This window comes from Vibrio sp. bablab_jr001, assembly GCF_016464285.1.
GTDB lineage: Bacteria > Pseudomonadota > Gammaproteobacteria > Enterobacterales > Vibrionaceae > Vibrio > Vibrio fluvialis.
In genome coordinates, this window is sequence record NZ_JACDWZ010000039.1 from 561,742 (window position 1) to 583,949 (window position 22,208).

Consider the following 22,208-nt stretch of genomic DNA (forward strand, 5'->3'; position numbering starts at 1 on the left):
GTTCCTTTCATGTCACCGCTTATTGAATTGCAAGATATCTGTGTTGAGTTTGATCAACGCAGAGTTCTGGATAATGTCAGCTTGTCGATTGCTCGAGGCAAGATAACAACGCTGATTGGCCCCAATGGAGCGGGTAAGTCTACGCTGGTTCGTGTATTACTGGGTCTGCATAGTCAGGATTCCGGCACGATTACCCGTGCGAAAAATCTCAAAATTGGTTACGTGCCGCAGAAGCTCAAGCTTAACGATACTTTACCGCTGACGGTAAAACGTTTTTTGCAGCTTGCTGGCAAATACAGCAAGCAGGAACTTAACGATGCCCTGCGTCTGGTTGGTGCTGAACATCTGCTCAACTTCGACATGCACAAGTTATCGGGTGGTGAAAACCAACGCATTCTGATTGCACGCGCACTGTTACAACGCCCTGATCTGCTGGTGCTCGACGAACCCGCGCAAGGCGTGGATGTGCAGGGTCAAATCGACCTGTACGATTTAATCAACACCATTCGTCTGCGTTTTGGTTGCGCGGTCTTCATGGTGTCGCACGATTTGCACCTGGTGATGGCAAAAACAGACGATGTTATCTGTCTGCATCACCATATTTGCTGTTCAGGCGCGCCCGCCGATATTACGCAGCACCCAAGTTACATCGCCCTGTTTGGTCATCGTAGTCGAGAGACACTGGCGTTTTATCATCATCATCACGATCACCATCATCATGATCTTGCGGGCCAGCCAGTAAAAGGCGACGCGCAACAATGTTCCCATCATTCACATGGTCACCATCAACATGATTGAGTTTTTGCTTCCTTCGGTGCTGGCTGGCATCGGTATTGCCTTAATTGCCGGGCCACTGGGTTCGTTTGTCGTCTGGCGCCGTATGGCCTATTTTGGCGACACGCTAGCTCACGCTTCTCTTTTAGGGTTGGCATTGGGTTTTCTGCTCGACATTAACCTTTATCTGGCACTGCTGGTCTGCTGTTTGGGCTTGGCTGTCATTCTGGTCACAATGCAGCGCCAACAACTGGTGGCAACCGACACTCTGCTGGGTATTCTGGCCCACAGTTCGTTATCTCTCGGCCTGATTGCGGTGAGTTTTCTCGACAATGTCCGTATCGACCTGATGAGCTACTTGTTTGGTGACTTACTGGCGGTGAGCCCTAGCGATCTAATCTTTATCTGGAGTGGGGTTATCGCTGTCGGTATCGCCGTCTATGTTTTTTGGCGCCCTTTGCTTTCGACCAGTGTTAACGAAGAGTTGGCACAAGTGGAAGGCATCAATACGGATTTAATGCGTCTGATTTTGATGCTGCTGATCGGTTTGGTGATTGCCGTAGGCATGAAGTTTGTCGGAGCACTGATCATGACTTCGCTGATGATTATCCCGGCTGCAACCGCTCGCCGTTTAGCCAGGACGCCAGAACAAATGGCGCTGTTTGCTTCCAGCATCGGTATTTTCTGTGTGCTGTCAGGCCTGACGCTGTCTTGGCAATTCGACACTCCGGCCGGGCCTTCGGTTGTCGTCAGCGCTACAGCGATGTTTATGCTCAGTCACTTCTTTAAACGCGCTTAACCGTCATCTCTGTTGATTCGCAGACAATAAAAAACCCGGGTTAAGCCCGGGTTTTTCTATCAAGCAGTCTTACTTACCAGCCAGTCACTTCACGCAGTGCTTTGCCGATGTCTGCCAGACTTTTTACAGTTTTCACGCCAGCTGATTCCAGCGCAGCAAATTTCTCATCTGCTGTACCTTTACCGCCAGAAATGATTGCGCCAGCGTGGCCCATGCGTTTACCTGGAGGAGCAGTTACACCTGCGATGTAAGAAACCACTGGTTTAGTTACGTTCGCTTTGATGAATGCCGCCGCTTCTTCTTCCGCAGTACCACCGATTTCGCCAATCATAACGATTGCTTCAGTTTCTGGGTCTTCCTGGAACAGTTTCAGGATATCGATGAAGTTTGAACCTGGGATTGGGTCGCCACCGATACCAACACATGTTGACTGGCCAAAGCCTTCGTCAGTGGTCTGTTTCACCGCTTCGTACGTCAGAGTACCAGAGCGAGAAACGATACCTACTTTACCTTTCTTGTGAATGTGACCAGGCATGATACCGATCTTACATTCATCAGGCGTAATCACACCCGGACAGTTAGGACCGATCATGCGAACGCCAGTTTCTTCCAGCTTCACTTTCACATCGATCATATCAGTCGTAGGAATACCTTCAGTGATTGTGACGATCAGTTGAATACCTGCATCGATCGCTTCCAGAATCGCATCTTTACAGAATGGTGCCGGAACGTAGATTACCGTTGCTGTCGCGCCAGTCGCTTCTACCGCTTCTCGTACGGTATTGAATACTGGTAGGCCCAAGTGAGTTTGACCACCTTTACCAGGAGAAACGCCACCAACCATTTGCGTGCCGTAAGCGATCGCTTGCTCAGAGTGGAATGTGCCTTGACCACCGGTGAAACCTTGACAGATTACTTTGGTGTCTTTGTTAATTAGTACAGACATTATTTGCCCTCCGCAGCAGCAACAACTTTCTGAGCTGCGTCAGTTAGCGACTCAGCTGCAATGATATCCAGACCTGACTTAGCCAGTACATCGCGACCCAAGTCAGCGTTAGTACCTTCAAGACGAACAACAACGGGTACAGTTACACCGACTTCTTTTACTGCGCCGATGATACCTTCTGCGATCATGTCACAACGTACAATACCGCCGAAGATGTTAACCAATACCGCTTTCACGTTGTCATCAGACAGGATGATCTTGAATGCTTCTGCAACGCGCTCTTTCGTTGCGCCGCCGCCTACATCCAGGAAGTTTGCAGGTTTGCCGCCGTGCAGGTTAACAATGTCCATGGTACCCATTGCCAGACCAGCACCGTTGACCATACAACCAACGTTGCCATCGAGTGCTACGTAGTTCAGTTCCCACTGAGCCGCGTGCGCTTCACGAGCATCTTCTTGTGAAGGATCGTGCATTTCACGCAGTTTTGGCTGACGGTACATCGCGTTTGAGTCGATGTTAATCTTACCATCCAGACACAGTAGGTTGCCTTCTGCGGTGATCACCAGTGGGTTGATTTCCAACAGTGCCAAGTCGTATTGAGCAAACATTTGGCCCAGACCCATGAAGATTTTCACGAACTGTTTGATCTGGTCGCCTTCAAGACCCAGTTTGAAAGCCAGTTCACGGCCTTGGTATGCCTGAGGGCCTACCAGTGGATCGATCGCCGCTTTGTGAATCAGTTCTGGCGTCTCTTCTGCCACTTTCTCGATTTCCACACCACCTTCAGTTGATGCCATGAAAACGATACGGCGAGTTGCACGGTCTACAACCGCACCTAGGTACAGTTCGTTCGCGATGTTTGATGCTTCTTCAACCAGAATTTTTGCTACAGGTTGACCGTTAGCATCTGTTTGGTATGTAACCAGGTTTTTACCCAGCCATTTTTGTGCAAACTCTTTAACACCTTCTTTGGTGTCGTGCAGTTCTACGCCGCCCGCTTTACCGCGGCCACCAGCGTGAACCTGACACTTTACAACTTTCTTAGCAGTGCTGATGCGGCCAGCAGCTTCGAAAGCTTCTTGTGGCGTATCACATGCGTAGCCTTCTGGTACAGGCAAACCGAATTCTGCAAACAGCTGTTTGGCTTGGTATTCATGCAAATTCATTGTTTTATTCCGTTTGTATATTTTTATTCCATAGAGCCCATTGAATGGCTGAGCTTTACGTATGTAGGGTTACTCTTGAGCGAGCAGCCAATTGGCCTAAACCGGGCCGGATGTTGAGCGAATCCGGCCCTTTAGCCTCAACGCTTAGTTCACTAAGCGCCTCAGCATTACACGTCTAACAGCAGACGTGTTGGATCTTCCAGCAGCTCTTTCACTGTGACCAGGAAGCCTACAGACTCACGGCCGTCAATCAGGCGGTGGTCGTAAGACAGTGCTAGGTACATCATCGGCAGAATTTCAATCTTGCCGTCAACAACCATCGCGCGATCCTGGATCTTGTGCATACCAAGAATAGCTGCTTGAGGTGGGTTGATGATTGGCGTTGACATCAGTGAGCCAAACACACCACCATTAGTGATAGTGAAGTTACCACCAGTCAGTTCTTCAACCGTCAGTTTACCGTCGCGACCTTTGATCGCCAGATCCTTGATACCTTTTTCAATCTGAGCCATACCCAGCGTATCGGAATCTTTCAGTACCGGCGTGACCAGACCACGTGGCGTTGATACCGCGATGCTGATATCAAAGAAGTTGTGGTAAACGATGTCGCTGCCGTCGATAGACGCGTTGACTTCAGGGTAACGTTTCAGCGCTTCGGTGACCGCTTTCACGTAGAAAGACATGAAACCAAGGCGGATACCGTGTTTTTTCTCAAACACATCCTGGTACTGCTTACGCAGATCCATGATTGGCTTCATGTTCACTTCGTTGAAGGTCGTCAGCATTGCCGTGCTGTTCTTCGCTTCCAACAGACGTTCAGCAACACGTTTACGCAGACGAGTCATCGGTACACGTTTTTCGCTGCGAGCAGCTACAGGAGCTTGCGCTGCAACTTCTTGTGCTGCCGCTGGCGCTGATTTACCAGCTGCCAGGTACGCTTCGATGTCTTCACGAGTAATGCGACCACCAACACCCGTGCCCTTCACTTGACCCGCTTCCAGATTGTGTTCAGCCAACAGACGGCGAACCGCTGGGCTTAGTGCATCGCTGGTTTCTTCAGTCAATGTCGCTTTGTGGCGTTTGTCTGGCGAAGATTCAGTTGCGCTTGTCGTGTCAGTCGTTGGTTCACCAGCTACCGCACCAGGTTTCAGGCGAGCCAGTAGCTGTTTAGACAGTACGGTTGCGCCTTCTTCTTCCAGAATCGCTTCCAGTACACCCGCTTCCGGTGCTGGAACTTCCAGAACTACTTTGTCGGTTTCGATTTCAACGATTACTTCGTCACGTGCAACAACGTCACCTGGTTGTTTATGCCATGTCGCTACGGTTGCGTCTGCTACTGATTCAGGTAAATCTGGAACCAGAATTTCAACTGTCATATCTGTGTCTTCCTTTTAGTTCTAGTTCTTAAGCTAGGGTCAGAGCGTCTTCAACCAACGCTTTCTGTTGTTTCAAGTGTACCGACATATAACCGACTGCTGGTGAAGCAGAAGCCGGGCGGCCCGCATATTTCAGTTCTGCACCCGCTGGGATAGCGGCACGGAAATTGTGTTGGCTACAGTACCAGGCGCCTTGGTTTTGAGGCTCTTCCTGACACCAAACGTAATCAACAGCATTCGTGTATTGTGCAATCGCAGCCTGTACTTCATCCATTGGGAATGGGTACAACTGTTCAACACGGACAATCGCGACATCGTCTTGCTCGTTGCTGCGGCGTTGTTCCAGCAGGTCGTAGTAAACCTTACCTGAACAGAATACAACACGTTTCACTTTCGCCGGGTCTAGGTTATCCACTTCTGGAATCGCTGGCAGGAAGGTACCTTCAGCCAGATCTTCAAGCGTTGAAACACACAGAGGATGACGAAGCAGTGATTTTGGCGACATCACGATCAGTGGGCGACGCATCTTACGCACAACCTGACGACGCAGCATGTGGTAAACCTGCGCTGGCGTCGATGGAACGATAACTTGCATGTTTTGCTCTGCGCAAAGTTGCAGGTAACGCTCAAGACGTGCCGATGAGTGCTCTGGACCTTGACCTTCGTAACCATGAGGTAACAGCATCGTCAGGCCACACAGACGTGCCCATTTTTGCTCACCAGAAGAGATGAACTGGTCAATAACAACCTGAGCGCCGTTGGCAAAATCGCCAAACTGAGCTTCCCAAATTGTCAGACCACCTGGCTCCGCAGTCGCGTAGCCGTATTCAAATGCCAGTACTGCTTCTTCAGACAGTACAGAGTCGATCACTTCAAATGGACCCTGATTGTCATGAATGTTGCTCAGAGGGACATAAGTGCTCGCATCACTCTGATTATGCAGTACTGAATGGCGGTGGAAGAACGTACCACGGCCAGAATCCTGACCTGAAATACGAATGCGCTTGCTGTCATCAACCAGCGTCGCATACGCCAACGTTTCCGCCATACCCCAGTCAAGGAGCTTCTCGCCAGATACCATCGCAACGCGATCGTTGTAGATTTTCTCTACGCGGCTTTGTAGCTTGTGACTTTCAGGGTACTGGCACAGACGTTGGCCCAATTCTTTCAGGCGCTCAATTGGGTATTGGCTCTGCCAGTCTTCATTCCAGTCATGGCCAAGGTAAGGTGACCAGTCAACAGAATGCATCGCCATAGGACGCCACTCTTTCACCACGACTTCGCCGCGATCCAGTGCGTCACGATATTCGTTCACCAACTGAGTGGCGGTTTCGATATCGCTTTCTTGACGATCAATCAGAACATCTGCATACAACTTACGAGGTGTCGGATGCTTTTTAATTTTCTGATACATCAGAGGCTGAGTTGCGTTTGGCTCATCCGCTTCGTTGTGACCATGACGGCGGTAACAAACCAGATCAATCACAACATCGCGTTTAAATTCGTTGCGGTAATCCAACGCCAGACGAGTAACGAAAGCCACGGCTTCCGGATCATCGGAATTAACGTGGAAAATCGGAGCCTGAACCATTTTCGCAATGTCAGTACAGTACATGGTTGAACGTGTATCGCGTGGGTTGGATGTCGTAAAGCCAACTTGGTTGTTGACTACGATACGCACTGTACCACCGACGCAGTAACCACGAGCCAGAGACATGTTGAATGTCTCAGCAACCACACCCTGACCTGCCACAGCCGAGTCACCGTGAATAGTGATAGGCAGTACTTTGCTGCCATCATCATCGCCCAAGCGATCCTGACGAGCACGTACCGAGCCCATAACTACCGGGTTAACGATTTCCAGGTGAGATGGGTTAAATGCCAGTGCTAAATGCACATCACCACCGGGAGTTGCGAAATCAGCTGAGAAGCCTTGGTGATATTTAACGTCACCCGTACCCCACGTTTCGTCGTGCTTGCCGGCAAATTCGTCAAACAGGTCTTGTGGCTTCTTACCGAGAACGTTAACCAACATGTTCAGACGACCGCGGTGAGCCATACCGATTACGACTTCACGCATGCCCGTTTTACCGGCATGGCGAATCAGTTCTTTGGTCATTGGAACCATAGCGTCACCGCCTTCCAGAGAGAAGCGTTTTGCGCCTGGGAATTTCGCGCCAAGGTAGCGCTCAAGACCTTCTGCAGCAGTCAGTTCTTCGAGGAAAGTGCGTTTTTCATCTAGGGTAAAGGATGGCTGGCCTACTACTGGCTCCAGACGTTGTTGAATCCAACGTTTTTGCTCAGTGTCAGTCATGTGCATGTACTCTGCACCGATCGATCCGCAATAGATTTTATTGAGGGATTGATAGATGTCTTTCAACTTCATGGTTTCTTTGCCAATCGCAAACGAACCTACGTTGAAAGTCTCTTCCATGTCATCTTCGGTGAGATTGTGGAATGAAGGGTCCAATTCCGCCACGGTCGGGCGTTTCCACAAACCTAGAGGGTCCAATTGGGCAGCTTCGTGACCGCGGAAGCGGTACGCGTTGATAAGCTGCAGTACTTTTACTTGTTTTGCATCGACTTCAGGATCACTAACTTGGACATTGTAATGCTTTGTCTCTTGAGCGAGTCGTCGGAAGTAGTCACGGACACGTGAGTGCGGTTGTTCAACCACATTGTCGGGTTGCGCAGGCAGCCCTTCAAAAACACGTTTCCACTCCTCACTTACCAGATCGGGATCACTTAGATACAGTTCGTAGAGATCTTCTACATAAGTTGCATTGGCGCCAGCCAAGTGTGAAGACTCGAGCCATGCCTTCATCACGCCGTTGTGCATTATTTTCCCTTAACCAGTAGTTTTCACGTTTGCTTCGGTCTACGCCGAGCTATTAAAGGCAGGCCCGAAGGCCTGCAATTTTTTATCTATTAAACCGAGCGATTAACCAGCATCGACTTGATGTGACCGATAGCTTTCGTAGGGTTTAATCCTTTAGGACAAACACTTACACAATTCATGATGCCATGGCAACGAAAAACGCTAAATGCGTCATCAAGATTTGATAAGCGCTCATCTGTTGCGGTATCGCGGCTATCAATTAGCCAACGGTAAGCCGCAAGCAGACCTGCAGGACCGATAAATTTGTCTGGGTTCCACCAGAACGATGGACAAGACGTTGTACAACATGCACACATGATACATTCGTACAAGCCATCCAGATGCGCTCGTTCTTCAGGAGACTGCAGATTCTCGCGTGATGGTGGCAATGCATCATCGGCGATCAGGAACGGTTTTACTTTGGCGTAGTTGTCGTAGAACTGAGTCATGTCGACGATCAGGTCACGAACTACAGGCAGACCAGGCAGAGGACGAATCACAATTTTGCCGCCTTTCAGAGCAGACAACGGAGTGATACACGCCAGGCCATTTTTACCGTTCATGTTCAAGCCATCCGAACCACACACACCTTCACGGCATGAGCGGCGGAACGCGATGGTAGGATCCTGCTCTTTCAGAAGAATCAGAGCGTCAAGGACCATCATATCTGAGCCTTCTTCCACTTCAAGCACATAGTCTTTCATGTAAGGCTTGTTATCTACATCCGGATTGTAGCGGTACAGAGAGAAATTCAATTTCATCGTTCAGTCCTCCCTTAGTACGTACGTACTTTTGGTGGGAATGCTTCGCGGTGAACCGGTGACATGTTAACGTCACGCTTGCTCATCTGCTCAGTTTCCGGGTTGTAGATTGAGTGGCACAGCCAGTTTGCATCGTCACGTTCAGGGAAGTCGAAACGAGCATGCGCGCCACGGCTTTCTGTACGGTAGTTCGCCGCCACAGCAGTAGAGAATGCAGTTTCCATCAGGTTGTCCAGTTCCAGACATTCCACACGTTGCGTGTTGAATTCCTGAGACTTGTCAGCCAGATGTGCATCTTTCAGACGCTCACGAATCACTCGCAGTTCTTCCAGACCAGTTGCCATTGCGTCACCTTCACGGAATACCGAGAAGCTGTTTTGCATACAGCGTTGTAGGTCTTTACGGATTTGAACCGGATCTTCGCCGCCTTTACTGTTTTCCCAGCGCATGGTACGAGCCAGAGACGCTTCGATGTCAGATGCCGTTGCAGGACGAGCCTCTGCTTGTGCAGCCAGAGTTTCACCCAGATGCAGACCTGTTGCACGACCAAATACCACCAAGTCTAGCAGCGAGTTACCGCCCAGACGGTTAGCACCGTGTACAGATACTGATGCAATTTCACCACAAGCGAACAGACCTTGAACGTCTGCTTCACTGCCGTCAGCCAGTTGCTTAATTGCCTGACCAGAAACCTGAGTCGGAACACCACCCATCATGTAGTGGCAGGTTGGAATTACAGGGATAGGTTCTTTCACTGGGTCAACGTGTGCAAACGTACGAGACAGTTCACAGATACCAGGCAGACGTGATTCAAGAACGTCTTTGCCCAGGTGATCCAGTTTCAGTTTGATGTGTGGACCCCATGGGCCATCACAGCCACGGCCTTCACGAATTTCAATCATCATTGAACGCGCAACTACGTCACGACCCGCCAGGTCTTTCGCGTTTGGCGCGTAACGTTCCATGAAACGCTCGCCGTCTTTATTTAGTAGGTAACCACCTTCGCCACGACAGCCTTCTGTTACCAGAACACCTGCACCTGCGATACCCGTTGGGTGGAACTGCCACATTTCCATATCTTGCATCGGAACGCCGGCACGCAGCGCCATACCGACACCGTCACCGGTGTTGATGTGCGCGTTAGTAGTTGAGGCATAGATACGGCCTGCACCGCCTGTTGCCAGTACGGTTGCTTTTGCTTTGAAGTAGCAGATTTCGCCAGTTTCCATGCAAAGCGCGGTACAACCCAGAATCGCGCCGTCTTGGTTTTTCACCAAATCCAGTGCGTACCATTCAGAGAAGATCGTGGTTTTGTGTTTTACGTTCTGTTGGTAAAGCGTATGCAGCAGAGCGTGACCGGTACGGTCAGCGGCTGCCGCAGTACGTGCAGCCTGCTCACCACCAAACTCTTTAGACTGACCACCAAATGGGCGTTGGTAAATAGTACCGTTATCGAAGCGAGAGAATGGCAGACCCATTTTCTCCAGTTCGATAACAGACTCAGGGCCATTCTTACACATGTACTCAATCGCGTTTTGGTCACCGATGTAGTCTGAACCTTTTACGGTATCGTACATGTGCCATTGCCAGTCATCTTTATGAGAGTTACCCAGAGCAACGGTGATGCCGCCCTGCGCTGACACGGTGTGCGAACGAGTAGGAAAAACTTTAGAAAGCAGAGCACAAGACAGGCCTTGCTCAGAGATTTGCAGTGCAGCACGCATGCCTGCACCACCAGCACCGATTACTACGGCGTCAAATTCACGAACTGGAATAGTCACTTACGCACCCCACAATACAAATAGGCCAGAGAAGAAGTATCCGAACAGCACTGCAACCACGACAAGCTGCAGCCCGCCACGCAGTTTTGAACACTTAACGTAGTCAGTCAGTACTTGCCACAGGCCGATCCAGCCGTGGATCAGTACGCACACTAACGCCAGCATTGTGAAGACTTTGGTAAACGTGCCACCAAAGAATTGAGTCCATGAAACGTAAGAGATATCAGTGAATGCACAGAAACTTACAATATAGATGGTGTAAAGAGTCATGATGATCGCACTGGCGCGAATTAATAGGAAATCATGAACCCCATTACGACCAAATGAGGAAACGTTCTTTACCATACCAAAACCCCCGCCAATAGAGATAGAACCGCTGTTGCACCGAAAGCAACTTTTGCACTCATTGCACCCGTGTCCAGCTCCTCAAAGTGGCCAAGGTCCATAAGTAAATGACGAATACCACCAGCAATGTGGTATGACAGCGCGGTCAGAATGCCCCACAGGATAAATTTCACGAAGAAGCCATTGACGATGTCACTCGCTTCCATGAAACCTACTGGAGAGGATAATGAGATGGATAGTAACCAAAGCAAAATACCGACCGCCACAAACGTAATAACCCCCGCCACGCGGTGAAGGATAGAAGCGATTGCTGTGATCGGAAAGCTAATGGTCTGCAGATCTAAATTAACAGGTCTTGACTTTCTTTCTTTCACGGGCTTGCTCACTCAGCTCCATTGAGCATTTATAGTTATGGATGAAATTTGGCCGCAAACCTACAAAAGTTAACATTTATTCAACAAAATCCCTGCGATTACTGGAACAAAATTGTAAAATAATTGTTAACAACAAGAATGGAAACATCACCTCACTTTTATTTCCAGCCTTGAATTTATAAGGTTTTCACCAAAATTTGCTACGCCAATATACGGCTGGCAACATTCTACAACAATTGATGTAACAATTTTTGCTACACAGAACAGATTTTTAACTTTATATGTATAAAAAATCAAAGTAAGTGCACACATCAGATGAGAAAAATTGACTTTGATTAAGATCGGACGTACAAGAATGGCACACAAACATCCTGGACGGATTAAATAATAAACAAAGGAGATTGTTATGGCAGATAAGAAAGCGACCCTTCATATCGAAGGCAAAGCGCCAATCGAACTGCCGATTATGGACGGGACTATTGGTCCTCAAGTAATCGACGTTCGTAAATTAGGCTCAAACGGATACTTTACTTTTGACCCTGGTTTTCTTGCCACTGCATCTTGTGAATCTCAAATCACTTACATCGACGGCGCCAAAGGTGTTCTGCTACACCGTGGTTTCCCAATCGATCAGTTAGCCAATAACGCCGATTACTTGGAAGTGTGTTACATCCTACTTTACGGTGAAGCCCCTAATCGCAAACAGTATGAAGAGTTTAAAAAGACTGTAACTCGTCACACTATGGTTCATGAGCAAATCGCGAGCTTCTTCCACGGTTTCCGTCGTGATGCTCACCCAATGGCTGTAATGTGTGGTGTAGTAGGTGCTCTTGCGGCCTTCTACCACGATTCACTCGACATTAATAACGACACTCACCGCGAAATCGCGGCGTATCGTCTGCTATCAAAAATGCCAACACTGGCAGCAATGTGTTACAAATACTCGGTTGGTCAACCGTTTATTTACCCTCGCAACGATCTGAGCTACGCAGAAAACTTCCTGCACATGATGTTTGCAACACCATGTGAAGAATACGAAGTAAACCCTGTGGTTGCTCGTGCGATGGATAAGATTTTCACTCTGCACGCAGACCACGAACAGAATGCGTCAACGTCAACAGTACGTCTGGCAGGTTCGTCTGGTGCTAACCCGTTCGCATGTATCGCTGCTGGTATCGCTTCTCTATGGGGCCCGGCGCACGGTGGTGCAAACGAAGCATGTCTACGCATGCTGGAAGAAATCGGCAGTGTCGATAAGATTCCAGAGTTCGTTGAGCGTGCTAAAGATAAAGATGATCCATTCCGCCTTATGGGCTTTGGTCACCGCGTTTACAAAAACTACGACCCACGTGCAACCGTGATGCGTGAAGCGTGTCATGAAGTATTGAAAGAACTGAGCATTCAGGATCCACTGCTGGACGTTGCAATGGAACTGGAACGCATCGCTCTGTCTGACGACTACTTCATCGAGAAGAAACTGTACCCGAACGTAGACTTCTACTCAGGCATCATCCTGAAAGCGATCGGTATTCCGGTCTCTATGTTCACCGTTATCTTCGCGATGTCTCGTACTATCGGTTGGATTGCTCACTGGAATGAAATGCACAGTGATCCAAGCAACCGTATCGGTCGTCCTCGTCAGCTTTACACTGGTGAGAAGATGCGTGATTTCGTGCCACTTTACGAGCGCGAATAACAGCCTAGATGTTTTGTGTATAACGAAAAAGAGCGAGGGAAAACCTCGCTCTTTTTTTATTCTGTTTTTATCTGGATTACACCGGGTTATCGATATCGATAAACTCGACGTCAAACCCGTGCTCTGTGGCCAACCACTCCCCCAGCGCTTTCACACCATAACGTTCTGTCGCATGGTGACCTGCAGAGAAGTAATGAATGTTCAGCTCTCGGGCAGAATACGTCGTACGTTCCGAAATTTCACCCGAGATAAAGGCATCCATCCCCTGCGCAGCAGCAAGTTCAATGTAATCCTGACCACCACCTGTACACCAGCCAACTTTCTTAATCAGCTTGTCCTTCAGTTCAGGCGCGATATGCAAAGGTTGACGCTGCAGAGTATTTGCGATTCGCTGTGCTAAGGCTTCGCCTGTGATGGCTTGTTCAAAACAACCAAACATCGCAACCGATTGAGGATGCCCCTCTAAGCCACCTTCTACCTGAATACCCAGCAATTTAGCCAGTTGAGCGTTGTTTCCTAGTTCAGGATGAATATCGAGCGGAAGATGGTAGGCCAGCAAATTGATGTCATGTTTAATCAACTGGCGAATGCGGTCGCCTTTCATTCCACGAATGGCTTCATGTTCACCTTTCCAGAAGTAACCGTGATGGACTAACAATGCGTCAGCCTTGAGTTCGATTGCTTTGTCAATCAGTGCTTTAGAAGCCGTCACACCCGTGACAATTTTTTTAATCTCTCGTCGGCCTTCCACCTGAAGGCCATTCGGACAGTAGTCTTTAATCTGTTGCGGAGACAATGTTTCATTGAGCAATGCTTCAAGCTGCAAATTATTCATCTTCTGTTCCATTGCATAATAGTAATGGCGAGGTTATAACAATTTCAGACTAAAATGTCGAAAACGATGCAGGCGGAATGATAAAAATATGGACTTAAAACAGCTGACGGAATGGGTTGCCACGACACCACCACTTTTCGAACCGTCTCCTCCCATTGTTGGGAAAACACCCTTTATTCGAAATCTCCACGCTGAATGGCCCGCTTATCAGGGTAATCAACGTCTCGGCTTCCTCTACCAGTATTTGTGTCAACAACTGTTTACTGCTACTCCACGCTACAATGCCGTATCGGAAGAGATTCAGCTCAACGATGAAGGACGAACTCTGGGGTCGATTGATTTTATTGTCAAAAATCGCAAGACCGAGCAGTACGAACACTGGGAAGTCGCCGTTAAGTTCTATCTACTCCATCAGGGATTGTGGTATGGGCCCAACGCGCAAGACCGTTTAGATCTGAAACTGGCGCACATGCTTGAGCACCAACTGCCTCTTTCTGCCAGTGACGCCTTTATTGATGCCTACCCTTTGTGGGCGCATGCCGAACAAAACCTGCTCATGCAGGGACGTCTCTACATCAACCCCTTTGAACCGGAAACGGTACCATCGGATTGCCTTGGATTTGCACTCAATTCTTCGCAAATCAACGGCTACTGGTGCTATCAGGATCAACAAGACCAGATTGACGAACCACTCTATGCACTCACTAAAGCGCAGTGGCTGACTGGCTGCAGCGATGATTCAGAGCCATACCTTGGTGGTGACGAAGGATTTGTGCACTGCCAAACGCCATCCGGACGTTTCTGGTTTATTGTGCCAAGAAGCTGGCCGCTTGCAGAGCATGAGTTGATAGAATCCGCGTAAAGAAAAAGGCGACCACAAGGTCGCCTTTGTTATTTGCATTAACAATACTTACAGTCCGGCGTCTTTAAACACCTGATTGACGATTTCCTGCGCTTCCGCTTCGATCTGTTTCAGATGTTGCTCGCCTTTGAAGCTTTCGCAGTAAATCTTGTAGATATCTTCAGTACCAGACGGACGAGCTGCAAACCAGCCGTAATCCGTGGTCACTTTCAGGCCACCGATTGCAGCGCCGTTACCCGGAGCATGCGTCAAACGCGCGGTAATCGGGTCACCAGCCAAAGTCTGAGCAGAAACCATCTCAGCTGAGAGCTTTTTCAGCACCTCTTTTTGCGGGCCATTCGCGACAGCCTGAATACGGTTGTACTGCGATTCGCCGTGCTTTGCGGCCAGTTCATCGTAGTATTGCTGTGGGTTCTTACCCGTCACAGCGGTGATTTCCGCCGCAAGCAGACACAAGATGATGCCGTCTTTGTCCGTTGACCAAGGCGTACCATCTTTGCGCAGGAACGATGCTCCGGCGCTCTCCTCACCACCAAAACCGAATTTGCCACTGTACAGGCCATCAACAAACCATTTAAATCCCACTGGCACTTCGCACAGTTCACGGCCAAGATCGGCCACCACTTTATCAATCATCGCGCTTGATACCAGCGTCTTACCAACCGCGACATCTTTACCCCATCCGTCACGGTGACGGTAGAGATAATCGATACACACCGACAGGAAGTGGTTTGGGTTCATCAGACCTTTTGGTGTCACGATGCCATGACGGTCATAGTCCGGGTCGTTACCAAATGCCAGATCGTATTCATCTTTCAGCGCCAGTAGGCCCGCCATCGCGTAAGGCGACGAGCAGTCCATACGCACCACGCCGTCTTTATCCAGTGACATAAACTGGAAGGTTGGGTCAATCGCTTCACTCACTAAAGTGAGATTCAGGTTGTACGCCTGACCGATTTGACGCCAGTAATCAATACCACTGCCGCCGAGCGGATCCACGCCCAGCTTCAGATTAGCTTTTTGAATCGTAGCCATATCAACCACGTTGACCAGATCGTCAATGTAAGGCTTCACCAAATCAACTTGTTTAAACAGCGGTGAGGCTTTAGCGTCGGTGACCGACACACGTTTTACGCCGCTCAAGCCTTCGGCAATCAGTTGGTTGGCGCGGTTTTCAATCGCCTGAGTCAGTTCACCTTCCGCCGGACCACCGTGCGTCGGGTTATATTTGATGCCACCGTCTTGCGGTGGGTTATGTGATGGCGTGATCACGATGCCGTCGGCTTTTTCAGCATGTTTCAGGTTGTGGGTCAGAATCGCATGTGAAATACCCGGCGTTGGCGTATAACCATTATCTTGCTGCACAATCACTTCGATGCCATTGGCGACCAACACTTCAATCACGCTGCTGAATGCCGGTTCAGACAGGGCATGAGTGTCTTTACCGACAAAGATTGGGCCGGCAGTACCTTGAGCGGCACGCACTTCAACCACCGCCTGCGCGATGGCCAGGATATGATTTTCGTTAAAGGTGGTTTTGTCTGCGCTGCCACGGTGGCCAGAAGTACCGAACTCTACTTTATGTTTCGGATTGCTTGGGTCTGGCTGAAGAAGGTAGTAGTTTGCAACAAGTGCAGGAATATTATGCAGGTCTTGCTGTTGGGCTTTTTGTCCTGCACGCGGGTGCATTGCCATAAAGACATCCTTTCAAAATATAACGACAAATAAAAAACCTCATAATACGCAGTTTGGTTTGCATATTATGAGGTTTCAATCAGACTTTTCGTGCTCGATTGGTACAAATCAAATCGATTGGGTCACTTTCTCAATAATGTCTGCCGGGAAGTTCATGCGAATCATGACTTGCTCAATCATCTGCTGTTTGCGGCTGGTGTTATTGTTGGTGATGACCCAAAACGGTGTGTTTGGAATCGCTTTAGGCTTAGTCGTTTGACCACTTGCCAGCAGGGTTTGCTCGTTATCAGCAAAGTAAACGCGCTTACGGCCTTTCACCAGCGTCGCTTCAGAAAAAGCAGCAGCATCGATGCGATGAAGAGTAGAAAGAACCAGCATAAAACGATCAACCGCTTTTTTCAGACCGGCAAATTCGTCTGAAATCAAAAGAGAGCGCATTTCTTTTACGCCATCCAGTTTCGTTTCCTGACCAGCATCTTTACTCACCACTATACCTTTAGGCACCGCTGATGCCTTAGGAGCAACAGATGCGCTTTGGCCATCCACGTTCAACAGGCGGCGCAGAATATCCGATGCGCTCTCACCAATGTGAAGGGTTTGACCTGCAATGTAACGGTATAGATCCTCATCAACCTCAATTGTTTTCATTCGCTTTTCACAATCTCAATGTTTAAACTCTGGGGGATTATAGCGAGATCTTTGCCGAGACTCTACGTTAAACCCATTACTAATAAGATAAAATGTCAGCACTTCTGAATTACAAACTTGAAGGTGAGGGTCACACCGTTGTTTTGATCCACGGTCTGTTTGGCAGTCTGGACAACCTCGGGCTACTGGCTCGCGACCTGAAAAACGATCACCAGGTCCTGAGTATCGACCTGCGTAATCACGGTCAGTCATTTCATTCGGATGAACATAATTACGCACTGATGGCCGCCGACGTGGATCAATTGTTGACCGATCTGAACGTTCAACAAGCGACCATCATCGGCCATTCCATGGGTGGCAAAGTCGCAATGAAACTGGCTGACATCGCCGACGACAAAGTCGCCCAATTAGTCATTCTGGATATGGCGCCAGTCGCCTACACCGAACGACGCCACGAAAATGTGATTGCCGGGCTCGAAGCCGTGTTGGAACAAAAGCCGTCATCACGCAGCGAAGCCATGGCGATTTTAGCCAAACATGTTGAAATCGATGGTGTGCGCCAGTTTTTGGGTAAATCGATGATGAATCAGGACAGTGTGATGGTGTGGCGTTTTAACGTCGCCGCGCTTAAAGCCAATTACGCCTATATTATGGGCTGGGAGCCTATCGCACGCTGTGACATCCCAACCTTATTTATTAAAGGCGGCGACTCCAACTATCTGACCGCCGAACATCAGCCACAAGTGCAGGCACAGTTCAGCCAAGCCAAAGCGCATGTCATTGCCAATACGGGTCACTGGTTACATGCTGAAAAGCCGACTGAAGTGCTGCGCGCGATTCGCAAATTTATCCTGTGAGGCAGCCCGCCTCACAGAGCAACCAGAGCGATTTTCTCTTCAAACAAGTGTGAAATCGGTTCTCATCCGCGCATTAACTTTGCCGTTTAACAATGGTATAGTGCGCGCAAGCAAATTGGCATAAAGGATAACCATGCTGTACGACTACATGAACATGCTCGAGTCCATCGGACTTGATCTGCTTTTTGCGTCTATTTTCTTCCTTATCGGGATGGCAATTAAAGACGTGTTAAAACAAGGTAATGTTCCGGCATTTGGCCGTCGTATTGTATGGCTTGTTCTGTTTTTAGGTTGTGCTGGCTTTATTGCCAAAGGCATTATCCAACTTAGTTGGGAAGGGACTGGCTTGGGCTGATGCCTGAGCGTTCAACCACCCGCCAACCCATTACAATTTAAAGGTAAAGACTCTATGGCAAGTGTAGGTATCTTTTTTGGTAGCGATACAGGTAACACCGAAGCTATTGCAAAGATGATTCAAAAACAACTCGGTAAAAAACTTGTTCACGTTCAAGATATCGCAAAAAGCAGCAAAGAAGACATCGACAACTTCGATCTGCTGCTGCTTGGTATCCCGACTTGGTATTACGGTGAAGCGCAATGTGACTGGGATGACTTTTTCCCAGAACTAGAAGCGATTGACTTCTCAACCAAGCTGGTTGCTATCTTTGGTTGTGGTGACCAAGAAGATTATGCAGAGTACTTCTGTGACGCGATGGGCACGGTACGTGACATCGTAGAAGCGAAAGGCGCAACGGTGGTTGGTCACTGGCCAACAGAAGGCTACGAGTTTGAAGCATCAAAAGCGCTGGTTGATGAGAACCACTTCGTGGGTCTGTGTATCGATGAAGACCGCCAGCCAGAACTGACTGAAGAGCGCGTAACCAAATGGGTTAAACAAGTTTACGAAGAGATGTGTCTGGCTGAACTTGACGACTGATTAACGAAAAACCCCCGGCTATGGCTGGGGGTTTTGCTTTCTGGACTACCAGAGAATCCAGCCAATCAGTGGCGCAATCAGTACGGTCACCATACCGGCAATCATCATCACCACACTCGATACCACCCCTTCCGAATTACCAATCTGATACGCTTTGGCGGTTCCCGCTCCGTGAGCAGAAGCCCCCAAACTGGCGCCTTTGCCAAGGCGGGAGCGAATCGACAGCACGGTGAGAACGACTTCGCCCACCACCATACCAATCACCCCAGTCAACACCACAAACAGCGCCGTCAGATCGCTCTGACCACCAATCGATTTGGTCGCTTCAACGGCAAAAGGCGTGGTAATCGAACGCATGGCCAAGCTGCGCTGCAACAATTCCGGCAACTCCAGCCAACGAGCGAGTAATACGGTAGAGCCGACCGCCACGACCACCGAAACCATCACCCCAACAGAAAGTGACAACCAGTGGCGTTGAATCAAATGGCGGTTGTCGTACACCGGAATTGCAAACGCCACCGTTGCCGGGCCAAGCATCCACAACAGCCAATGAGATTCCGCCATATAATCCTGATACGGAATGTGAAATCCCATCACCACCACCACCAGCAGCAACGGCGCCAGCAGCAACGGCATCAGAAAAATCGTGCGTTTGCGGCGATAGAGCAACTTGCTGCCATAATAGAACAGTAATGTCAGCAGCAGACACAGCACACTTAACAGCGAGGAATTCATACTCATCAACTACATACTCCGCAAATGGTTGCTTTTACGACGCGCCATTTTCAGCTCGAAGCGATAGAGTTTATCGACCACCCAGGCCGTTGAACCAATCACCGCGATCGTGCTTAAAATCAGCACCACCATGATTCTCAACCCTTCTTGCTTCATCAGATCCTGATAGTTCACCACAGCGACCACCGCTGGCACGAAAAACAACAGCATCTCAGCCAGCAACCAGGTTGCTCCTTTACGTAACCAATCCACATTCACGACGTGGGTGAATACTAACGCCAGCAGCAACAACATCCCCGTCAGATTGGCCGGGATCGGCAAATGAAACTCTTTAACCAGCAAATCTGCGATAAACCAAATCAACGCCAGCACCGCAATCTGGCTCAGCGTCATCAAGCTGTTTCCTACCCGTTTCATTTTTGCTCTTCGCTTGTTTTGTGAAATTAGTCACAGTATAAGCAAGCTTAAAACCGTCATAAAATGAATTTTTATTATCAAATTCATGCCAAAATGGAATGAAATTACTTACCGGATATCGACGATGGACATCAAAGCACTGCGTTATTTTGTGGAACTGGTCAATGAACAAAGCTTTACTCGCGCATCAGAAAAGCTGTTTGTCACTCAACCGACCATCAGCAAGATGATTCGCAGCCTGGAACAGGAAGTAGACCAACCGCTGCTGCACCGTGAAGGTCGCCGCTTCTGGCTGACCGATGCCGGAGACATCGTCTTTCAACGTGCGCAAGAAATTCTGGCACATATGTCGCAGCTCGAAGCGGAGCTGGTTGATCTGAATGAATTGCAGCGCGGACATCTACGCCTCGGGATCCCGCCCATGGTGGGACATTTGTATGCAGGACTGATCCGTCAGTACCGTCAGACCTATCCAGATGTCGAAATGACGATCGTCGAATATGGTGGACGCAAAATAGAACAAGCTGTTTCAGAGGGTGACCTCGATGTGGCCGTGACTATGTTGTCTCTCAATGCAGCGCAAAACCTCAACACATTGGAGCTCGACAGCTACCCAATTTGCGCCGTACTTCCCGACTCAGCACCTTGGCGGGATATCGAAACCGTACATTGGCAGGATCTGAAAGAAGAACCGTTTTACATCTATACCCATGAATTTACTCTGAGCGAATACATCGACAAGTTATGTCAGGAGCAAGGATTCGTTCCACAGGTGGCGGCGCGTAGCAGTCAGTGGGATTTTCTGGTTGCGTTGGTGAAGAGTGGCGTCGGCGTCGCGTTTCTTCCCGAGCCTCTGTGTCATCGGATTCAGGGGGAAGGTGTGGTTGTCAAAAGAATGACGCCTTCCATTGACTGGCAACTTGGCGTCATCTGGCACTCTGATCGTTACGTATCGCGTACCGCCGATGCCTGGATCAGCTTGTGCCGCGGCTATCGCGATCGCAAATCACCAACGGCATAACTTCCAGCGATTCAGGACATTGACTGAGAGTCAACCAGTTCCCTGCCCTCTGCGCTGTCGTCAGCTTCACGAAACTTCGGTTTCTTACGCACATACAGCTTGCGATGTACTTCAGACACCACTTCACCGTGGGCATTTTTCACATGGATGATGAACTCAGGGAAACATTTATCCCCGCAGGCGGTAGCGCTCAGAATCGCGTCCAACTGCTGCTGAGGAATCAGAAACTCAGCATATAAATCGGTGTGGCCGGGTTTGATAAAGTTAATGCTGGCCTCTTTGTCCCACACATAGTATTGCTCGCCTAAAATGCCCATGAGCATCAACGAGTAAACGGGGTCAGTCAGAGAGAAAATACTGCCGCCATATTGCGAGCGGTTCGCGTTTTTATTCCACCAACGCAGCTTGAGGCGCATACGCACTTCTCGAAAATCTTCACTGATGGATTCAATCTTAATCCCCGCCCCCCAGAACGGCGGCCAGCTATTCAGCGCCCACTTCACAATATTTGGTTTATATAGCTTTGCCAGAGTTTTATTCATGCTTTCCGTGCCTTAGACTCTATCTCATTACGCTACGCCTCGACTCAAATGGATTGGGTCAATCAGCAAGGACGTAGACTTAACATCCGGTTAATGTTAAACAATTGTAACTGGTCAGAGCTCGTATCGCAGTGATATCGCGCGGCTTTACGAAAAATAATAGTAACCCCTTGAACTTCGTGGTTTATTGTTCGCTGTGACTAACCTATAATGTTGGACAACATTGACTTCTGTTAACTACCGCAGATCATCAACGGGAAAGTATATGTCAGACAATAACCAAGCGCTAAAGGATGCTGGTCTTAAAGTTACCCTTCCACGGCTAAAGATTTTAGAAGTATTACAGCAGCCTGAGTGCCAACATATTAGTGCTGAAGAGCTGTACAAAAAGCTGATTGATCTCGGTGAAGAGATTGGCCTTGCGACAGTTTATCGAGTCCTAAACCAATTTGATGATGCCGGTATCGTGACACGCCATCACTTTGAAGGCGGCAAATCAGTATTCGAACTGTCGACTCAGCATCACCATGATCACCTGGTGTGCCTCGACTGTGGTGAAGTGATTGAATTCTCAGATGACCTGATCGAACAGCGTCAAAAAGAGATTGCTTCACAATACAACGTACAACTGACCAACCACAGTTTGTACCTGTACGGCAAATGCGCGGACGGCAGTTGTAAAGACAACCCAGACGCTCATAAGTCGAAGAAATAACTATAAAAAAACCACCGCTAGCGGTGGTTTTTTTCATTCTGGCTGAAG

23 protein-coding genes are annotated in these 22,208 nt (G+C 49.0%); 9 read left to right on the forward strand and 14 right to left on the reverse strand.

Features of this window, described 5'->3' with window-relative positions:
* Window positions 1-9 precede the first annotated feature (9 nt).
* On the forward strand, window positions 10-798 hold the full coding sequence (znuC, locus tag JIG40_RS05430; RefSeq protein ID WP_020331220.1) for a zinc ABC transporter ATP-binding protein ZnuC: 789 nt from the start codon (window positions 10-12) through the stop codon (window positions 796-798).
* Window positions 791-1,573: a zinc ABC transporter permease subunit ZnuB gene (gene znuB / locus JIG40_RS05435; protein WP_158151816.1), complete on the forward strand. Its 783-nt coding sequence runs from the start codon at window positions 791-793 to the stop codon at window positions 1,571-1,573. Before znuC ends, znuB begins: the two co-directional genes overlap by 8 nt.
* 73 nt (window positions 1,574-1,646) lie before the next feature.
* On the opposite strand, the gene sucD is transcribed toward znuB, so the two are convergent.
* The 8 genes from sucD to sdhC form a co-directional block, all read right to left on the reverse strand.
* On the reverse strand, window positions 1,647-2,519 hold the full coding sequence (sucD, locus tag JIG40_RS05440; RefSeq protein WP_020331217.1) for a succinate--CoA ligase subunit alpha: 873 nt from the start codon (window positions 2,517-2,519) through the stop codon (window positions 1,647-1,649).
* On the reverse strand, window positions 2,519-3,685 hold the full coding sequence (gene sucC / locus JIG40_RS05445; RefSeq protein ID WP_020331216.1) for an ADP-forming succinate--CoA ligase subunit beta: 1,167 nt from the start codon (window positions 3,683-3,685) through the stop codon (window positions 2,519-2,521). The genes sucD and sucC overlap by 1 nt, the downstream gene beginning before the upstream one ends.
* 167 nt (window positions 3,686-3,852) lie before the next feature.
* On the reverse strand, window positions 3,853-5,061 hold the full coding sequence (gene odhB, locus JIG40_RS05450; protein ID WP_020331215.1) for a 2-oxoglutarate dehydrogenase complex dihydrolipoyllysine-residue succinyltransferase: 1,209 nt from the start codon (window positions 5,059-5,061) through the stop codon (window positions 3,853-3,855).
* A gap of 28 nt (window positions 5,062-5,089) precedes the next feature.
* Complete coding sequence (sucA, locus tag JIG40_RS05455) at window positions 5,090-7,900, reverse strand: 2-oxoglutarate dehydrogenase E1 component (RefSeq protein ID WP_020331214.1); 2,811 nt, start codon at window positions 7,898-7,900, stop codon at window positions 5,090-5,092.
* An 89-nt stretch (window positions 7,901-7,989) separates the two neighbouring features.
* Window positions 7,990-8,700: a succinate dehydrogenase iron-sulfur subunit gene (locus JIG40_RS05460; protein ID WP_199464928.1), complete on the reverse strand. Its 711-nt coding sequence runs from the start codon at window positions 8,698-8,700 to the stop codon at window positions 7,990-7,992.
* 14 nt (window positions 8,701-8,714) lie between these two features.
* Window positions 8,715-10,481, reverse strand: coding sequence for a succinate dehydrogenase flavoprotein subunit (sdhA, locus tag JIG40_RS05465; protein ID WP_020331212.1), 1,767 nt, complete (start codon window positions 10,479-10,481; stop codon window positions 8,715-8,717).
* Window positions 10,482-10,826, reverse strand: coding sequence for a succinate dehydrogenase, hydrophobic membrane anchor protein (gene sdhD, locus JIG40_RS05470; RefSeq protein ID WP_020331211.1), 345 nt, complete (start codon window positions 10,824-10,826; stop codon window positions 10,482-10,484). It lies immediately after the preceding gene.
* Window positions 10,820-11,212 (reverse strand): succinate dehydrogenase cytochrome b556 subunit, encoded by a 393-nt coding sequence (gene sdhC, locus JIG40_RS05475; RefSeq protein ID WP_024373827.1) that lies wholly within the window; start codon window positions 11,210-11,212, stop codon window positions 10,820-10,822. The genes sdhD and sdhC overlap by 7 nt, the downstream gene beginning before the upstream one ends.
* Window positions 11,213-11,606: 394 nt before the next feature.
* Here sdhC and JIG40_RS05480 point away from each other — a divergent pair, with 394 nt between their 5' ends.
* Entirely contained in the window at window positions 11,607-12,896 is a 1,290-nt protein-coding gene (locus tag JIG40_RS05480) for a citrate synthase (RefSeq protein ID WP_020331209.1), read from the forward strand.
* Window positions 12,897-12,972: 76 nt separating this feature from the next.
* Here the strand turns inward: JIG40_RS05480 and JIG40_RS05485 are convergent, their stop codons facing one another.
* Window positions 12,973-13,731 carry a Nif3-like dinuclear metal center hexameric protein gene (locus JIG40_RS05485; protein WP_020331208.1) on the reverse strand — a complete coding sequence of 253 codons (759 nt, stop codon included), beginning with the start codon at window positions 13,729-13,731 and terminating at the stop codon, window positions 12,973-12,975.
* A gap of 88 nt (window positions 13,732-13,819) precedes the next feature.
* Here JIG40_RS05485 and JIG40_RS05490 point away from each other — a divergent pair, with 88 nt between their 5' ends.
* The gene (locus JIG40_RS05490) at window positions 13,820-14,593 is read left to right on the forward strand and encodes a DUF1853 family protein (protein WP_020331207.1); all 774 of its coding nucleotides are present in this window, start codon (window positions 13,820-13,822) and stop codon (window positions 14,591-14,593) included.
* Window positions 14,594-14,641: 48 nt separating this feature from the next.
* Here the strand turns inward: JIG40_RS05490 and pgm are convergent, their stop codons facing one another.
* Complete coding sequence (gene pgm, locus JIG40_RS05495) at window positions 14,642-16,288, reverse strand: phosphoglucomutase (alpha-D-glucose-1,6-bisphosphate-dependent) (RefSeq protein ID WP_199464929.1); 1,647 nt, start codon at window positions 16,286-16,288, stop codon at window positions 14,642-14,644.
* Between the two features lie 108 nt (window positions 16,289-16,396).
* On the reverse strand, window positions 16,397-16,936 hold the full coding sequence (gene seqA, locus JIG40_RS05500) for a replication initiation negative regulator SeqA (RefSeq protein WP_020331205.1): 540 nt from the start codon (window positions 16,934-16,936) through the stop codon (window positions 16,397-16,399).
* Between the two features lie 92 nt (window positions 16,937-17,028).
* Here seqA and JIG40_RS05505 point away from each other — a divergent pair, with 92 nt between their 5' ends.
* The 3 genes from JIG40_RS05505 to fldA all read left to right on the forward strand — a co-directional run bounded on the left by JIG40_RS05505 (window position 17,029) and on the right by fldA (window position 18,730).
* Entirely contained in the window at window positions 17,029-17,793 is a 765-nt protein-coding gene (locus JIG40_RS05505) for an alpha/beta fold hydrolase (RefSeq protein WP_158130083.1), read from the forward strand.
* A gap of 133 nt (window positions 17,794-17,926) precedes the next feature.
* Entirely contained in the window at window positions 17,927-18,148 is a 222-nt protein-coding gene (locus JIG40_RS05510) for a DUF2788 domain-containing protein (protein WP_020331202.1), read from the forward strand.
* Between the two features lie 54 nt (window positions 18,149-18,202).
* Window positions 18,203-18,730, forward strand: coding sequence for a flavodoxin FldA (gene fldA / locus JIG40_RS05515; RefSeq protein WP_199464930.1), 528 nt, complete (start codon window positions 18,203-18,205; stop codon window positions 18,728-18,730).
* A gap of 45 nt (window positions 18,731-18,775) precedes the next feature.
* On the opposite strand, the gene JIG40_RS05520 is transcribed toward fldA, so the two are convergent.
* Together JIG40_RS05520 and JIG40_RS05525 are read right to left on the reverse strand one after the other, a co-directional pair.
* Window positions 18,776-19,465, reverse strand: a complete 690-nt coding sequence (locus JIG40_RS05520) for an LrgB family protein (RefSeq protein ID WP_199464966.1) — start codon at window positions 19,463-19,465, stop codon at window positions 18,776-18,778.
* A 9-nt stretch (window positions 19,466-19,474) separates the two neighbouring features.
* Window positions 19,475-19,882 (reverse strand): CidA/LrgA family protein, encoded by a 408-nt coding sequence (locus tag JIG40_RS05525; RefSeq protein WP_172567220.1) that lies wholly within the window; start codon window positions 19,880-19,882, stop codon window positions 19,475-19,477.
* Between the two features lie 124 nt (window positions 19,883-20,006).
* Between JIG40_RS05525 and JIG40_RS05530 the strand changes: the two genes are divergently transcribed.
* Window positions 20,007-20,903 carry a LysR family transcriptional regulator gene (locus tag JIG40_RS05530; protein ID WP_158147218.1) on the forward strand — a complete coding sequence of 299 codons (897 nt, stop codon included), beginning with the start codon at window positions 20,007-20,009 and terminating at the stop codon, window positions 20,901-20,903.
* Window positions 20,904-20,914: 11 nt separating this feature from the next.
* On the opposite strand, the gene JIG40_RS05535 is transcribed toward JIG40_RS05530, so the two are convergent.
* A complete protein-coding gene (locus tag JIG40_RS05535; protein ID WP_199464931.1) occupies window positions 20,915-21,445 on the reverse strand; it encodes a DUF4442 domain-containing protein in 531 nt (176 codons plus the stop codon).
* 265 nt (window positions 21,446-21,710) lie between these two features.
* Here JIG40_RS05535 and fcrX point away from each other — a divergent pair, with 265 nt between their 5' ends.
* Window positions 21,711-22,160: a ferric iron uptake transcriptional regulator FcrX gene (fcrX, locus tag JIG40_RS05540; RefSeq protein ID WP_020331196.1), complete on the forward strand. Its 450-nt coding sequence runs from the start codon at window positions 21,711-21,713 to the stop codon at window positions 22,158-22,160.
* Window positions 22,161-22,208 lie beyond the last annotated feature (48 nt).

Excerpts from the sequence above, each read along its gene's own strand:
- odhB (WP_020331215.1), bottom strand. The coding sequence starts at position 5,061 with ATGACAGTTGAAATTCTGGTTCCAGATTTACCTGAATCAGTAGCAGAC.
- sucC (WP_020331216.1), bottom strand. The coding sequence starts at position 3,685 with ATGAATTTGCATGAATACCAAGCCAAACAGCTGTTTGCAGAATTCGGT.
- seqA (WP_020331205.1), bottom strand. The coding sequence starts at position 16,936 with ATGAAAACAATTGAGGTTGATGAGGATCTATACCGTTACATTGCAGGT.
- JIG40_RS05520 (WP_199464966.1), bottom strand. The coding sequence starts at position 19,465 with ATGAATTCCTCGCTGTTAAGTGTGCTGTGTCTGCTGCTGACATTACTG.
- JIG40_RS05525 (WP_172567220.1), bottom strand. The coding sequence starts at position 19,882 with ATGAAACGGGTAGGAAACAGCTTGATGACGCTGAGCCAGATTGCGGTG.
- fldA (WP_199464930.1), top strand. The coding sequence starts at position 18,203 with ATGGCAAGTGTAGGTATCTTTTTTGGTAGCGATACAGGTAACACCGAA.
- JIG40_RS05505 (WP_158130083.1), top strand. The coding sequence starts at position 17,029 with ATGTCAGCACTTCTGAATTACAAACTTGAAGGTGAGGGTCACACCGTT.
- znuB (WP_158151816.1), top strand. The coding sequence starts at position 791 with ATGATTGAGTTTTTGCTTCCTTCGGTGCTGGCTGGCATCGGTATTGCC.
- sucA (WP_020331214.1), bottom strand. The coding sequence starts at position 7,900 with ATGCACAACGGCGTGATGAAGGCATGGCTCGAGTCTTCACACTTGGCT.
- JIG40_RS05460 (WP_199464928.1), bottom strand. The coding sequence starts at position 8,700 with ATGAAATTGAATTTCTCTCTGTACCGCTACAATCCGGATGTAGATAAC.
- sucD (WP_020331217.1), bottom strand. The coding sequence starts at position 2,519 with ATGTCTGTACTAATTAACAAAGACACCAAAGTAATCTGTCAAGGTTTC.
- JIG40_RS05510 (WP_020331202.1), top strand. The coding sequence starts at position 17,927 with ATGCTGTACGACTACATGAACATGCTCGAGTCCATCGGACTTGATCTG.
- fcrX (WP_020331196.1), top strand. The coding sequence starts at position 21,711 with ATGTCAGACAATAACCAAGCGCTAAAGGATGCTGGTCTTAAAGTTACC.
- JIG40_RS05535 (WP_199464931.1), bottom strand. The coding sequence starts at position 21,445 with ATGAATAAAACTCTGGCAAAGCTATATAAACCAAATATTGTGAAGTGG.
- sdhD (WP_020331211.1), bottom strand. The coding sequence starts at position 10,826 with ATGGTAAAGAACGTTTCCTCATTTGGTCGTAATGGGGTTCATGATTTC.
- JIG40_RS05480 (WP_020331209.1), top strand. The coding sequence starts at position 11,607 with ATGGCAGATAAGAAAGCGACCCTTCATATCGAAGGCAAAGCGCCAATC.
- znuC (WP_020331220.1), top strand. The coding sequence starts at position 10 with ATGTCACCGCTTATTGAATTGCAAGATATCTGTGTTGAGTTTGATCAA.
- JIG40_RS05490 (WP_020331207.1), top strand. The coding sequence starts at position 13,820 with ATGGACTTAAAACAGCTGACGGAATGGGTTGCCACGACACCACCACTT.
- JIG40_RS05485 (WP_020331208.1), bottom strand. The coding sequence starts at position 13,731 with ATGAATAATTTGCAGCTTGAAGCATTGCTCAATGAAACATTGTCTCCG.
- JIG40_RS05530 (WP_158147218.1), top strand. The coding sequence starts at position 20,007 with ATGGACATCAAAGCACTGCGTTATTTTGTGGAACTGGTCAATGAACAA.
- pgm (WP_199464929.1), bottom strand. The coding sequence starts at position 16,288 with ATGGCAATGCACCCGCGTGCAGGACAAAAAGCCCAACAGCAAGACCTG.